Origin of the sequence: Mycobacterium sp. (assembly GCF_035633495.1) — a bacterium.
In the GTDB taxonomy this organism is placed as follows: Bacteria; Actinomycetota; Actinomycetes; order Mycobacteriales; family Mycobacteriaceae; genus Mycobacterium.
Window position 1 is genome coordinate 55,592 of sequence record NZ_DASQEU010000013.1, and the last position, 15,146, is coordinate 70,737.

Annotated in this window: 10 protein-coding genes; 1 reads left to right on the top strand and 9 read right to left on the bottom strand. The window is 66.5% G+C overall.

All coding sequences use genetic code 11. The features are described 5' to 3' along the window. Nucleotides 1–79: 79 nt before the first annotated feature. Nucleotides 80–1,609, bottom strand: a complete 1,530-nt coding sequence (gene lysS, locus VET27_RS02210; RefSeq protein ID WP_526514745.1) for a lysine--tRNA ligase — start codon at nt 1,607–1,609, stop codon at nt 80–82. Between the two features lie 23 nt (nt 1,610–1,632). On the opposite strand from lysS, the gene VET27_RS02215 reads away from it, so the two are divergent. After that, on the top strand, nt 1,633–2,883 hold the full coding sequence (locus VET27_RS02215; RefSeq protein WP_526514746.1) for an alanine racemase: 1,251 nt from the start codon (nt 1,633–1,635) through the stop codon (nt 2,881–2,883). A gap of 59 nt (nt 2,884–2,942) precedes the next feature. Here the strand turns inward: VET27_RS02215 and VET27_RS02220 are convergent, their stop codons facing one another. From VET27_RS02220 to VET27_RS02255, 8 genes are read right to left on the bottom strand one after another with little or no spacing between them, the layout of a single operon-like run. Continuing rightward, the gene (locus VET27_RS02220; RefSeq protein WP_526514747.1) at nt 2,943–3,734 is read right to left on the bottom strand and encodes an IclR family transcriptional regulator; all 792 of its coding nucleotides are present in this window, start codon (nt 3,732–3,734) and stop codon (nt 2,943–2,945) included. A gap of 11 nt (nt 3,735–3,745) precedes the next feature. Beyond that, entirely contained in the window at nt 3,746–5,536 is a 1,791-nt protein-coding gene (locus VET27_RS02225) for a putative nucleotidyltransferase substrate binding domain-containing protein (RefSeq protein ID WP_526514769.1), read from the bottom strand. Between the two features lie 35 nt (nt 5,537–5,571). Further along, nucleotides 5,572–7,125: a GMC family oxidoreductase gene (locus tag VET27_RS02230; RefSeq protein WP_526514748.1), complete on the bottom strand. Its 1,554-nt coding sequence runs from the start codon at nt 7,123–7,125 to the stop codon at nt 5,572–5,574. After that, on the bottom strand, nt 7,118–8,680 hold the full coding sequence (locus VET27_RS02235) for an amino acid permease (protein WP_526514749.1): 1,563 nt from the start codon (nt 8,678–8,680) through the stop codon (nt 7,118–7,120). Before VET27_RS02235 ends, VET27_RS02230 begins: the two co-directional genes overlap by 8 nt. A 35-nt stretch (nt 8,681–8,715) precedes the next feature. Then, entirely contained in the window at nt 8,716–10,209 is a 1,494-nt protein-coding gene (locus VET27_RS02240; RefSeq protein ID WP_526514750.1) for an aldehyde dehydrogenase family protein, read from the bottom strand. A gap of 3 nt (nt 10,210–10,212) precedes the next feature. Then, nucleotides 10,213–11,379: an aromatic ring-hydroxylating oxygenase subunit alpha gene (locus VET27_RS02245; RefSeq protein ID WP_526514751.1), complete on the bottom strand. Its 1,167-nt coding sequence runs from the start codon at nt 11,377–11,379 to the stop codon at nt 10,213–10,215. Then, nucleotides 11,376–12,518, bottom strand: coding sequence for an N-methyl-L-tryptophan oxidase (gene solA, locus VET27_RS02250; RefSeq protein ID WP_526514752.1), 1,143 nt, complete (start codon nt 12,516–12,518; stop codon nt 11,376–11,378). The genes VET27_RS02245 and solA overlap by 4 nt, the downstream gene beginning before the upstream one ends. After that, on the bottom strand, nt 12,515–14,974 hold the full coding sequence (locus VET27_RS02255; protein ID WP_526514753.1) for an FAD-dependent oxidoreductase: 2,460 nt from the start codon (nt 14,972–14,974) through the stop codon (nt 12,515–12,517). The genes solA and VET27_RS02255 overlap by 4 nt, the downstream gene beginning before the upstream one ends. Nucleotides 14,975–15,146: the final 172 nt, after the last annotated feature.

Here is a 15,146-nt window from a genome sequence, read left to right on the forward strand (position 1 = left end):
GTAGTCATACTTCGCTCGACCCCGGGACAATGCTTGCATAGGAACCTTCGCAATTCAACACAAAAGTATGAAACCTCCTTCAGCCGCCGTGCCTGCGCACAATCGGGAACAAAACGGTCTCCCGAATCGTCAGCCCCGTCAAAGCCATCAACAAGCGATCGATGCCCATTCCGGTACCCGTGGTCGGCGGCATCCCGTACTCCAACGCGGCGAGGAAATCCTCGTCGAGGAGCATGGCCTCGTCGTCGCCCGCGGCCGCGGCCCTGGCCTGCGCCTCGAACCGTTCACGTTGGACCACGGGGTCGATCAGTTCGGAGTATCCGGTCGCCAGCTCGAAGCGACGGACGTAGAGATCCCACTTCTCCGCCACGCCGGGAATGCTGCGGTGGGCGCGCGCCAGCGGCGTGGTCTCGACGGGGAAGTCACGGACGAACGAAGGCGCCCACAGGGTGGCTCCCACCGCGTGCTCCCACAGTTCCTCGACGAGCTTGCCGTGCCCGAAGCCACGATCGCGGGGGATCTCGACGCCGCGGGCGTCGGCGATGGACCAGAGATGGTCGACGTTGGTTCCGGGAGTGATCTCCTCCCCGAGGGCCTCCGATAGCGACGGATACATTTCGACCGTGGCCCATTCGCCATCGAGATCGTAGGTGGTGCCATCGGGCAGAGGCACGTTTCGTGTGCCAATCGCCTCTTCGGCCACCTCCTGAATTATCTCGCGCGTCACCTTGGCCGAATCGTCATAGGTGCCATAGGCCTGATATGTCTCCAGCATCGCAAATTCCGGTGAATGCGTGGAATCCGCACCTTCGTTTCGAAACACGCGATTCAACTCGAAGACCTTCTCGAAACCACCGACCAGGCATCGTTTCAGGAACAACTCCGGCGCGATACGAAGGAAGAGATCGGTGTCGAGTGCATTGGAGTGCGTCACGAATGGTCGCGCGGCAGCACCACCCGCGAGGGTCTGCAGGATCGGTGTCTCGACTTCGAGAAACCCGCGCCGTTCGTATGCCGACCGCACCGCGCGAACGACCGCAATCCGTTGTCGGGCAATGCTGCGCGCCTCCGGACGCACGATCAGATCCACATAACGCTGCCGTACCCGCGACTCCTCGCTGAGCTCCTTGTGCGCCACGGGAAGGGGGCGCAGCGCCTTTGAAATGATTTGCCATGAATCGGCAAGCACAGACAATTCGCCGCGCCGAGAACTGATCACCTCGCCGTGGACGAAGACGATGTCTCCCAGATCGACGTCGGACTTCCACGCATCCAATGAGTCCCGACCCACGCCGTCCAGGCTGATCATTGCCTGCAGCTGGGTGCCGTCACCCTCCTGCAGCGTTGCGAAGCAGAGCTTTCCGGAGTTCCTGGCGAACACCACCCGACCGGCGATCCCGACGATCTGCCCGGTCTTGGTGTCGACCGCCAGGTCGGCGTGCTTCTTGCGGACCTCCGCGAGGGTGTGAGTACGCGCTACTTCGACCGGATAGGGATCGCGGCCCTCGGCGAGCAGCCGCTCGCGCTTCGCCTGGCGGATCTGGAACTGCTCGGGTAGATCGTTGTCGCCGGTTTCCTGGCTGGCCTCGGGAATATCTGCAGAGCTCACGACGTGCCAGCTTAAATGAACCCATGCCCGCGACCATCGACGCGACCGCCGTCGCCGCGCTGGCCGACGAACCGCTCGACTGGCGCTACAAGGGCCTGCCGTCGAAATGGTGGGGACGGACCCCGTCCGAGGTGTGCACGGACGGCGCGCGTCCGTTCGCCGACGGCGCCGTCGGACCGCTGTGCGTGATGAGCGGGCCGGCCCTCGAACACAACCTCGCGACGATGGCCCGGTGGTGCCGCAGCCGGGAAGTCGAGCTGGCGCCCCACGGCAAGACCCACATGGCGCCGCAGCTGCTCGCACGGCAGTTCGGCGCAGGCGCTCGCGCAGTCACCCTTGCGACCATCAGCCAGGTACGGACGTTTCGTGCGTTCGGCATCAACGGCGTCGTGCTGGCCAACGAGCTCGTCGACGACGCCGCATTGCGTTGGCTGGCTGCCGAATTGGACACTCACCCGGACTTCAACCTGGTGTGCTGGGTGGATTCCGTGCGTGGCGTCGAGCTGATGTCGTCGGCGCTGGCCGCCGCGGGCGCCCGGCGCCCGGTCGACGTCTGCGTCGAAGTCGGCATGCCTGGCGGGCGTACGGGATGCCGCAGCGCGGGCGAGGTCGACTCAGTGGCACGCGCAGCCGCCGACTCCACGCAGCTGCGCCTGGTCGGCGTCGCCGGTTACGAAGCCGCCACCGGCCACGACACCAGCGGCGCGGCGCGCGAACGGGTGCGGGCCTACCTGCGGGACGTGCGGAGCGCGGTCGACCGCGTGGCGCCCGTGTGCGAGGCCGGCGAAGTGGTCGTGACGGCGGGCGGGAGTACGTACTTCGACGTCGTGGCCGACGAGCTGACCGGGTGGACGGGTGACAGACCGGTCCGCACGGTCCTGCGCAGTGGGTGCTACCTCACCCACGACGACGGCCTCTACCGACGGTCCTCCCCGCTGGGCGGGCCGTCCGGGCTGCGACCCGCGCTCACGGTGTGGGCGCAGGTGGTGTCGCGGCCGGAACCGGATCTCGCGTTGGTGACGATGGGGCGCCGCGACGTGTCGTTCGACCAGGACCTGCCGGTGCCGTACGGACTTGCCGACAGTGCGGTCACCAAGCTCGACGACCAGCACGCCTACCTGCGCGTCGGGCGGGTGGATCGCGACCGGGTGGAGGTGGGGTCGTGGCTCGAGTTCGGCGTCTCGCATCCATGCACGGTCTTCGACAAGTGGCAGATGATCCCGGTGCTCGACGACGGCGGCCGGGTCGTTGACCTCGTCCGCACCTTCTTCTAAGTTCTAAGCGATTTCGGCGCGTATACGTTCGCTGAGCGACTGTTAGCGCGCCGAAATCGCTATCCACCGAGGCGTCTGCTGATGATCTCGGCCGCCGCGATGGTGCGCTTGGCGGTGGCGTCGAACTCGTCCTCGCTCAACCGGTACGACGGCCCGGACACACTGAGCGCCGCCACCACGTGACCGTCGGCGTCGCGGACGGGCGCGGCGACCGCGTTCAGCCCGACCTCAAGCTCCTCTCGGACGCTGGCCCACCCCCGCTGACGCACGACCTCGAGTTCGGCCTCGAGCGTCGCCCGCGCAGTCAGCGTGTCGTCGGTGAAGGATTCCAGCCGGGTGGCCAGACGCTCCCGTACCTCGCCGGCGTCGAGTCCGGCCAGTAGCACCTTCCCGCTGGACGTCGCGTGAGCGGGGCAACTCTGTCCGACCCAGGTCCGCAGGGCGATCCCCGCGGGGCCGATCGCCTCGGCGATGTTCACGATCCGATCCGCGTCGAGGACAGCCAGGTTCGTGGTCTCGCCGGACTCGAGAGCCAACGCGTCACAGGCCGCCTGGCTCTGCTTCACCAGGTCGAGTTGGGCGCTGGTGGAGCGCGCGAGTCTCGCGACGGCGAAGCCCAGTCGGTACTTGCCGCGATCGGAGAGCTGCTCGACGTAGCCCCTGGCCTCCAGCACCGAGATGAGCCGTGAGACGGTCGACTTGTGCACGCCGAGTTCGGCGGCGATCTCGGTGACGCCGGCTTGGCCGAGCGTCGCGAGGATCTCCATCACCACGAGTGCGCGGTCCACCGACTGCACGGTGCCGGACCGCGCCCCGTCCTCGGTCGTCCCCCTGCTCTGCGCCCTTGCCATCGAAATCGACCCTATACGGCCGGAATGCCGAAGTTGCCGACACGTCTCTGAACCGCGGCGATCTCGCGGAGACCGTCGTTGAGCAAGCTCCTGTTCAGCGGCGACAGCTCCGACATCGTGACGACGTCGCCGGGGCTGTGGCCTACCGACAGTTGCTCGACCTGGTGGGTCATCCGCAGCCGCTGCAGCATGCCGAAGACCTCGCCGAGGGTGGAGGCGTCGCGTTCGGTGAGAGCTCCGCTCGCCGCCGCTGCCGATAGCCGCGCGGGCGTCGATGCCGATGCGACGTCACCGGCGAGCCCGCCCCACCGCGCCAGATTCACGATCGGCGTCACGGCGTGGCTCTTCAGGTCGAACGTGCCACCGCGACGGGAGAGCACGTCGCGCAGCGAACGGGTGCGAACCCGTCCGGACAGCGCGTCGAGCAGTTGCAGCCGCAACGCGTTCGGGTGCTCGGCGCGCATTCTGCGGTACGCCGCCGGAACGGTGTGCAGGACGGCGTCGCCCCAGACCACCCGCCCGTCCAGCAGCAACGAGGACAGGATCAGCCCCTTGTCGATCAGCGGATCATCGAGCCAGCCCTTCGCCGCGGCCGCCCAATCACTTTGGGAGCGAGCAAAATTCGGGCTGGCGGCGATGGCACCGTTGCTGTCCGACGGTAACCCGCAGCCGTCGAGGATGGCATGGGTGCGCCGGGCGATCGCCCGCAGCTGGTCGCTTTCCTGCGACAGATCGTCCCGCCACGACAGCGCACTGTCGACGTCGGATGACGGCATGGCCTCGCGCCGGGCGATGCTACCGAGGGTGAGCCACGCGAACCCCGACTTCGGAACGTGCGCACCAGCATTCGCTTCGGCGGCCTCGGCGAGGGCGAGTTCGAGTGCCCGCCGGACCACGCTGTCGATCACGATGGAGAGAATGCCGCTCGTCGCGGATGCCTTGGTGCCGCTGCGGAACAGCGCGCTGGCGATGTGCGTGACGTCCTGCGCGGCGGCCTGTAATTCGGCGGCGTCGGCGGCCAGTCCGATGGACCGACGCAACATGAAACTCTGCCTTGCCGACGCAGCGAGCAGGTCGGCGTCTTCGAGGACGCCGACGACCTCTCCGCGCGTCGTGGTCACGGGCATGTGCCGAAGACCGCTCTCGAGCATCTGCATCAGTACCGTCTCGGCCGTCAGGTCAGCGGTGACGCGTCGCGCGGGTGCGCTCATCACCCGGGTGATCGGCACCTCCACCGAGAGTTCCGCGGCGACCACCCGCGTCCGCAGATCGCGGTCGGTGAAGATGCCGTACTCTCCGTCCGGCAGCGAGACCAAGGCGTAGGAGACGTGGTGCTCGGTCATCCGGACGACGGCGTCGCGCACGGAGACGTCCGGTGTCACCAGAAGCGGATCGCCGTGCACCAGTTCGCCTACCGGCCTGCTGTCGGCCACCGGGACCAGCGCCGGCCGGTTGCCGGGTGTGATGCTCCAGGCCGACGAGGCAAGGAAAGCCAGGCCCGCGGGCTTGGCGAACTGCGCCCTGACCTGGTCCCCCGGTAAGCGGATCAGGGTGCTCGGTTCGGTGGCCCGCGCGACGAACTCCATGCCGCCGCCGGTGAGCAACGGCGTGTAGCCGAAGATGCCACCGGGTTCGATGGTGTCGATCGCCGAGCCGTCGGCGGCCTGCAGCGTTATGTGGCCCGTGCGAACCATCCAGACGTCGTCGGGCACCTGCGCGGAGTAGTCGGCGATCACCGCATCGGTGGCGAACGCGACCAGCGACGACCCGGCGGCGAGCTCGTCGAGCTCGTCGGGCGCCATCGACTGGAACGGGGTGTGCTCGCCGAGGAACCGGCTCAGGTCCCCCGGATCAGGTCCGCGCACTTCTCGGCCATGGTCATCACGGTGATGTTGGGGTTCACCGCAGGCAGCTTGGGCATCGCCGACGCGTCGACCACCCGCAGCCGGGATACGCCCTTGACCCGCAGCTCCGGGTCGAGGACCGCCATCGGATCCGTCACCGCACCCATCCGGGCGGTGGCTGCAGGGTGGTAGACGGTGTTGTGCGTCTGGTGGATGTAGTCGAGTAGCTCGTCGTCGGTGGTCGCCTCCGGGCCCGGTGCCAGCTCCCTGGCGATCCACTCCTTCAGGGGCGCCTGCTCGGCGATCTTGCGGGCCAGGCGAATACCGGTGAGCATGATCCGCTCGTCGTAGCCCTCGGGATCGGTGAAGTAGCGGGGATCGACCTTGGGCCGGTCCCTGAAGTCCAGGCTTCGCAGCCGGACCGTCCCTCGTGAACGGCCCTGAGTCACGTTGGGCGTCAGACAGAATCCGTTGTCGGTGGTCGGATAACCGCGCCGCAACGTGTTCATGTCGAACGGCACGCTGCCGTAGTGCATCATCAGGTCGGGTTGGGCGCTACCTTCGTCGATCGTGGTGAACAGACCGATCTCCCACCACTGCGTGGACGTGGTGACCATCGGCCGCGACGCCTCCCAGAACACCAGCCCCTCGACGTGGTCGTCGAGATTCGATCCCACTCCCGGCGAGTCGACCCGGATCGGCATCCCGATCTCCTTGAGGTGCTCGGCAGGCCCAATTCCCGAGAGCATCAACAACTTCGGGGTGTCGATGGACCCGGCGGTGAGGATGACCTCGCGGCGGGCCGACACCGTGTCGTACCCCGTGAGATCTGGCCGTTGATAGCGCACGCCGGTGGCAGCGTTCGCGTCGTCGAAGAGGATCTCCGAGACCCAGCAGTTGGTGCGGACCTCGAGGTTCTTGCGAGAGTCCAGGATTGGGTGCAGATACGCATGAGAGGTCGACATGCGGATGCCGTCCTCGCCCACGTTGATCTGGAACCACCCCGCACCGTTGTGCACGGTCTCACCGCGGTTGAACGCCACCGTCGGCAACCCGACCGACGCCGCCGCCTCCAACACCGCTGCGCCACAGGGGTCGTTGGGCGGTACGTCCTGAAGGCGTACGGGGCCGTCGTGTCCGTGGTCCCCCGGTGCGTCATTGTTCTCCAAACGCTTGACCAGCGGCAGGATTTCGGCGGCACCCCAGCCGGTGGCACCCATCTCGACCCATTCGTCGAGGCACTCGGCAGGCGGCCAGAACGCGATGCACGAGTTGTGCGACGAACAGCCGCCAAGCACCTTCGCGCGGGCGTGCCGCATGAAGCTGTTGCCCTTCTCCTGCGGTTCGACCGGATAATCCCAGTCGTAGCCGGAGTCCAGCAGGTGCATCCACTCCGACAGCGGAAGGATGTTGCCGTCGCCGACGTCCGACGGCCCGGCCTCGACCAGACACACCGTCACGTCGGGATCCTCGGACAGGCGGGCGGCCAAGACGCAGCCTGCCGTCCCCCCGCCCGCGATCACGTAGTCGAATTCGTGATCAGACACCGATCGGCCCCGGATCCAGGTTGCCCGCCTCGGCCCTGCTCGGCGCGGCATGTGATTCCAGCGTCCCAATGTGGTTGCGGCCCTTCAGGCCGTACCACAGCAGACCCGCGCCGAGGATGACACCGATGTAGATGAAGGCACCCCACGCGTTGTACCAGCCCTCGCCGTAGACGGCCTCCCGCGGCCAGGCCAGGTTTAGCGCCATGCCGACGCCCCACACCACGGCGACGATGTTGACCAGCATGCCCCACTTGCCCATGGTGAAGTAGCCGCCCTCCTTGAGATCCTTTGGCGGCCAATGGCCCTGGATGCGCTTCTTCAGCAGCGGCGCGGTGACCATCAGATAGGCCAGGTAGATCATGATGATGGCGATCGACGTCAGCACCGTGAAGATCTTCGGCTGTCCCACGTTGATCACCAGGATCAGCACCGCGATTCCGCCGATGACGATGGCAGGAATGATCGGAGTCTGGGTCTTGGGATTGACGCGAGCCAGTTTCTCGCCGAAGGGAAGCGCGTTGTCACGCGCCATGGCGAACATCAGGCGGATCGCCGCGGTGTGCACGGCCAGTGAGCACACCGTCACCGCGATGACGATACAAACGATGAAGACCTTGCCCAGTGGGCCCCACATGACCTGCTCGACGATGTACTGCAAGCCGCCGCTGCTCTCGCCGATCGCGGGATCCTCCAAGTTGGGCGCCGACAGGACGGCGAAGACCAGGATCGCGCCGCCGATCACGAACGAGGCCAGGATGGCCCGGAAGATGGCCTTCGGGGCGGTGCGTCTGGGCTCGACGGTTTCCTCCCCCAGCGAGCTGGCGGTATCGAAGCCGTACATCACGTAGCCCGAGGCCAGGGACGCGATCAGGAACGCCCCCAGGTAGCCGCCGCTCTCACCGGCGCCGTAGCCGTTGGTGGAGAAGAACACCGACGGACCGCGAGTAGTGCTGGCGGCCAGGATGATGGCGATGAGGACCGCCGCGATGAGTTCGATGAACACGCCCGCGCTGTTGATCCTCGCCATCAGCTTGACGCCGAGCGCGTTGATCACCGTGGTGAACACGATCATGATCGCGCCGAGGATGACGGCGTTGAGTGCGAAGTCCGATGCGGTGCTGCCGTCGCCGATGATCTGGAACCCACTCCACAGCCGGGGCAAGTTGAGCTGAAGGGCCAACACCACCGCCGAGAGAGTCACGATCGACGCGGTGAGCATCAGCCAGCCCGATGACCACCCGACGATCCTGCTACCCAACGTCTTCGACCAGTTGTAGACCGCCCCGGCGATGGGATACTTCGCGGCAAGCTCCATGAAGCACAGCGCGACGGCCATCTGGCCGACGAACACGATAGGCCACGACCAGAGGTAGGCGGGGCCCGCCGTGCCGAAGCCGAAGTAGAACAGCTGGAACGTGCCGGTGAGGATCGAGATGTAGCTGACCCCGGCCGCGAAGCTGGCGAACTTGCCGATGCTGCGGTCGAGGGATTCCTTGTAACCAAAGTCGTCGAGGCCGCCGCTATCGGCGCTCGACGAACTCGTTTCAACGGCCATGACGGCGTCCTCTCTGAAGTGCTCGCCGCGACAGGTCATTCACCTTTGAACCAGCCTGCGGGTTTCGGCGCGGTGTTATGCCAGATATGTTTGAGCTCTTGGTATTCCGCGAGCCCGGTGGGCCCCAGCTCACGGCCGTTACCAGACTTCCCGAATCCGCCCCACTCCGCTGCCGCGGTGTAGTAGCCGAAGTCGTTCAGCCACACCGTGCCGTGCCTCAAAGCGCGCACCACACGTTCGCCCCGCGCCGGGTCGGACGTACGAACGCCCGCCGCGAGACCGTATTCCGTGTCATTGCCGAGAGTTATCGCCTCGGCTTCCTCCGTGAATCGCTCCACTGTCAGGATCGGTCCGAAGGTCTCCTCATGGACGATCCCCATCGATCGGTCGCACCGATCGAAGATTGTCGGCAGGTAGAAACTGCCCTTCTGGAGTTCGGCGTCGGCTGGTCGCGAGCCGCCGGTGACCAGCTTGGCCCCCTCCGAGATCGCCGACGCCACATGCGCTTCCACCTTGGCGCGATGCTGTTCCGACACCAGTGGTCCGGTCTCGCTCGCCGGATCCATGCCGTCACCCATCCGGATCTTCTCGGCGCGGATGACCAGTTCTGAGACGAAGTCGTCGGCGATCGACTCCTCGACGATCAGCCGGGTGCCCGCCGAGCACACCTGACCGGAGTGGAGGAAAACCCCGGTCAAGACCTGGTCGACGGCGGCGTCCCACGCATCTCCCGTTCCGATGTCGGCGAAGACGATGTGCGGGTTCTTGCCGCCGAGCTCCACGGCGACCTTGGTCACGTGCTCGGCCGCGACCCTGGCGATGGTCCGGCCGGTGGCCAGCCCGCCGGTGAACGAGATGAAGTCGACCTCCGGGTTGTCGGTCAGGGCCGATCCGAGCGCGGCGCCGCTGCCCTGGACGAGGTTGACCACGCCGCCGGGCACACCCGCCTCCTCGAGAAGGTGGACGAAGGCGATGGTGGACAGTGGCGTGACCTCGCTGGGCTTCGCGACCATCGTGCAACCTGCGCCGAGAGCGGGTGCGATCTTCCACGACATCTGCAGCAGCGGATAGTTCCACGGCGCTATGAGTACGCAGACACCGATGGGCTCGCGCACCACGCGGCTGATGATGGCGGGGTCGCCGACGTCGATCACCCGGTCGGCTTCGACTCCGACCAGCTTTGCGTAGTAACGGAACACCGACGTCACGTCGTCGATGTCGATCCTGCTCTCCACCAGGGTCTTTCCAGTGTCGCGGGTCTCCAGCAACGCCAGCGGCTCCTTGTCGCGCTGCAGCAGGTCGGCTATCCGATCGAGAAGGGCAGACCGTTCGGCCGCGGACGTCGCCGGCCAGGCCCCGTCGTCGAACGCTGCTCTGGCAGCGCGGACGGCGTCGCGCGCGTCGGCGTCGGTCGCCTCGTCGACGACGGCAGCCACACTTCCGTCGGCCGGATTGTTGATCTCGCGCGTCCCACCGTCGGACGCGTGACGCCACTGCGCACCGACGTAGAGGTCGGGTTCACCGTTCACATGTCACCTCGTGTCGCCGGAGCCGCCGGGGCGAGACTGCGCGCCGACTCGGGACACTACCCACTCGTGGAACTCCGCGATGTGGTGTTCGGAAGGAACGAGTACCCCACCGTCGCGATAGGCGCGCGACGACATCGCGGGCTGGGTGCGCTCGCAGGCCTCGAAGTCCTGCTCGTTGACGCGGTGGAACAACTCGACCGACCGGGACACGTCGCGGCCCTGCTCCACCACGTCCGGGGTGTACAGCCAGTCGCATTCGACGACGGTGCGATCGAGGGCCATCGGGTACATCCGATGGAAGATGATGTGATCGGGCACCAGGTTGACGAAGACCGTCGGCTTGACCGTGATGGCGTAGTAGCGGCGGTCCTGGTCCTCGGTGACCCCGGGAAGAGTGTCGAATCCGGCGCTCCCGTCGATGGTGAAACCCGATACGTCGGAACCGAACTCAGCGCCGTGGCCGACGTAATACTGCGCGGCCAGGCCCTTCGCGAACTCGGGAAGCACCTCGGTGAGCTCCGGATGGATGGTGGCGCAGTGGTAGCACTCCATGAAGTTCTCGACGATGAGCTTCCAGTTGGCGGCCACGTCGTAGACCACCCGGCGACCGACGCTCAGATTCTCGATGTCGTAGTGGTCGATGGCAGCGGGATCGCCGAGTCGGCGGGTGACCTCGCCAGCGACCTCGTCGACGAACGACGGCGGGTCGTCTGCCAGGCAAACCCAGGCATAACCAAGCCACTCGGTCAGCGCGACCGGCACCAGGCCGTACTTGTAGCGGTCGATGCCCTCGCCCGAGGCCTCCTTGAGCGACGCCATGTTCGGTGCGGCGATGAGCTTGCCGTCCAGCGCGTAGGTCCAGGCGTGATACGGGCACTGCAGACTTCGCTTGACCTCACCGGACGCTTCGGTGCACAGAGTTGCCCCGCGGTGGCGGCACACGTTGAGGAATGCGCGCAACGCCCCGTCACGTCCGCGGACCACCAGCACGCTCTCGCGGCCGACCTGCACGGTCTTGAACTGTCCGGGGTTGGAGAGTTCGGCGGACCTGGCGGCGCAGAACCACGTCCGCTCGAAGATCTGCTCCTGCTCTGCGGCGAAAATTGCACTGCTGGTATAGAACTCACCACCCAGCGTGGACAGCAGCGCGGGCGTCTCGATGCCCGTCATAGCGTCACCAGCCTCCGAGGGTCGAAGAGATCGATGGGATGGTCCGTGGTGCCGGTCATCGCCAGGTCGGCCAGGATCTCGCCGACCACCGGGACGAATTTGAAGCCGTGACCCGAGAAGCCGCACGCCACGTTGACATTCGCAGAATCCGGGTGTCGCGCGATGACGAAGTGCTCATCGGGTGTGTTGGAGTACATGCAGGTGGCGGAGTGCACGCACGGACCGTCGAGTGCCGGCAGCAGTTCGCTGACCCGCTTGCGCATCTCGACGATCTCCTCGGGATGCACCACGCGGTCGATCGTCTCCGGCGTGCAGACGATGCCCTTGCGGAAGAACGCGACCTTGACGCCGCCCGAGGGACCGTCGATCGCCGGGAAGCCGTAGATCTGCATGCCCGCCGCGTTCTCGTCGATGAAGATCGGTTGGTTCTCGAACGGCGCCGTTCCCCCGACGGGGTCGAGCCAATACAGCACCTGGCGCTCGATCGTGATCGGGATGTCGAACTCGGCGAGCAGTTGCGGCGCCCAGGCGCCCGGACAGATCACGACCTGGCCTGCGGTGTAGCTGCCGCGGTCCGTCGTGACCCGCACACCACCCGCGGTCTCGGACCATTCGCGGACCTGTTCGCCGAAGTTCAGTGTGGCACCTTCGCGAATCGCCAGATCGATGTGCGCCTGCACCGTCATCTCCGGTCGGGCGAACCCTGCCATGGCCTCGTAGATCGCGATATCACCCTGCTGGAGCGTGAAGTTCGGAAAACGGGAGCTGACCTCTGCCGCATCGAGCACTTCGTGCGGCAAGGACCACTGCTCGGCCGCCCGCCGACCCCCGGATACGGTCAGACATTCGGGCGGGCCGCTGAAGAGGCCGCCGGTGATCCGGTACACCTCCCGACCGGAGTCCTTGGCCAGCTTCTCCCACAGTTCGTAGCTCCGCAGCAGCAGCGGAACGTACGCCGGATCCTCGAAGTAGGACTGCCGGATGATGCGGGAGCCACCGTGGCTGGACCCCTTGTCATGTGCCGGGGTGAACTTCTCCAGTCCGAGCACCCGCTGACCACGGCTGGCCAGATGGTAGGCCGCCGCGCTGCCCATCCCGCCGAGTCCGACGACGATGACGTCGTATGCCGCGTCGCTCATCGCCTGATCCTGGACATCTCGGGGTCCACCACCGGTTCCTCGTGGACCGTGGCACCGTAGCGACTGCCTCGGTAGTCGACGGCGACGACGTCACCGGGCCCCGTGGCCGCCGGCAGCCACGCATAGGCGATGCAACGGCCGATCGTGGCCGAGTATGCGGCACTGGTCACGTACCCGACACAGTCGCCGCCGTCGTCGGCGAACACGGGCTCCTTGCCGAGCACCACGGCCGTCGAATCGTGAAAGACGATGCTGCGCAACGTCTTCTGCGGCGGAGGCGCCTTCTCCAACGCGGCCTTGCCGACGAAGTCATCCTTGGCCATCCGGACTGCGAAGTCCAGGCCCGCAGCGGCGGGCTGGTGTTCGGCCGTCATGTCGGTCCCCCAGGATCGGTAGGCCTTCTCGATCCGCAGGCTGTTGAACGCGATCCGGCCCGCGGCGATCACGTCGTGATCCCGGCCGGCGGACCACAACAGGTCCCACAGCGCCGCACCGTACGCGGCGTCGGCGTAGATCTCCCAACCGAGTTCACCGACGTAGGACACTCGCATCATGGTCACCGGGATCGACCCGAGATGGGTGCGCAGGGCGCGGAAGTACTTGAACCCCTCGTGCGACAGGTCGTCGTGGCACAACGGCTGCACCAGATCGCGTGCCTCCGGTCCCCACACGCCGACGCAGCACGTCGCGCCGGTGATGTCGCGGACCGTCACGCTGCCGTCGTCGGGCAGGTGGCGGGTGATCCAGTCGAAGTCCATCGGACCGTTGGCACCGACCTGGAAGCGGTCGGCAGCGAGGCGGGCAACGGTGAGGTCGCTTCGGACGCCACCCGTTTCGTCGAGCAGCATGGTGTAGGTGACCGAGCCGACGCTCTTGTCGACGTTGTTGGTGGTGAGCCGCTGAAGCAGCCCCACCGCGCCGCGGCCCGCGACCTCGTACCGGGTGAGCGGCGTCATGTCGTACATGGCGACACGCTTGCGGGTCCAGTGCGCCTCCGCGATCGAGATCGGCGACCAGAACATCGCCGACCATTCGTCGCGCTCCGGGAAGGCGAGGCCCTCGGTGCTGAGCCGTTGTGCCAGTTCGGCATTCGCCTCGTACCAGGCCGGTCGTTCCCAACCGCCACCTTCGAAGAAGAACGCGCCGAGTTCTTGCTGCCGCGCGCAGAAGGGGCTAGTGCGCAGTCCGCGCAACGCCTCGCGGTACTGGTGCGGGTGAACGATGTCGTACACCTCGACGAACGCCTGCGAGCTGGTCGTCAGGATGAATTCTTCGCTGCGGGCGACGTCTTCGAAGCGGTAGAGGTCGCATTCGTGAACGTCGGTGGACGGGACGCCGTCGATCATCCACTCCGCGGTGGCCTTTGCGACGCCCGCCGAGTGCGTTACCCAGACCGCCTCGGCGACCCAGAAGCCGCTCAGCTCGCGGTGCTCGCCCATGATCGAGAAGCCGTCGGGCGTGAACGAGAAGATGCCGTTGAAGCCCTGCTCGATCTTCGAATCACCCAAGACGGGAAGCAGTTTCAACGACTCGCGCCAGGCAGGGGCGAAGTCCTCGTCGGTGAACGGGAGCATGGACGGCATCTGCTCGCCTGCGGTGTCGGCGGCCAGGGTCGACATGTCGACGGGCATGGGATCGTGCCCGTAGTAGCCGATGCCGATCCGGTCGACGTGCTCGCGGAAGTACAGGTCCTGGTCCTGATGCCGCAGAATGGGCAACCCGGCCTCGGCCACCTCGGTGTTGCGGCCGACGAGCGGTTCGATGCGGCCCGTCGTCGCGTACTGATGCGCCATCGGCACCAAGGGCACGACGAGACCGACCTGTTTGGCGAGGCGCGCGCCCCAGAAACCGGCCGCGCACACGACGACGTCGGCGGCGATGATCCCGTCGGCGGTCTGGACGCCGGTCACCTTGCGGCCGTCGTCGACGATGCCCAGCACTTCGGTGTGCGGCACGAACTTGGCGCCGCGAGCCGTCGCCGCCTGCGCCTGCGCCTCGACGGCGCGGATTGCCTTCACCAAACCGTCGGTGGGAGTCCGGAATCCGCCGAGAATGCGATCGGCGTCCAGCAGCGGATGCAGCTCGGCGCACTGCCACGCCGTCATCAGTTCGCCCGGTATGCCCCATGACTGCGCCCAACCGGCCTTGCGGTGCAGGTCGGCCCAACGCTCCGGCGTCGATGCGACCTCGAGACCGCCGGTCGGGTTGAACGCCCAACCGTCTGGATGACGCAGGCCGCTGAACTTCTCGACGGTGTACTTGGCGAACTCCGACATGGTCTTCGACGGATTGGTCTGGAACACCAGACCGGGCGCATGTGAGGTCGACCCTCCGGTCGCGAACAATGGTCCGCGGTCGAGCACGGTGACATCGGTCCAGCCTCGGGCGGTGAGCTCGTCTGCCAATGAGCTGCCGACGATTCCCGCACCGATGACGACGACCTTGGGGGCTGCCAAGAGATCCTCCAACTGTTGCATAGTGCGCAACATGCTGCGCAATACGCAACACATGATTCTCCCGAGCGCGCCACACGTCAACAGGAAGACGCGACTTCGGCGTGCTGAGTTGCGCTTACCGAAATTGCGCTGATCGAAACCGAGCACGCCGAAATCGCGCAGGAGAGGGAGA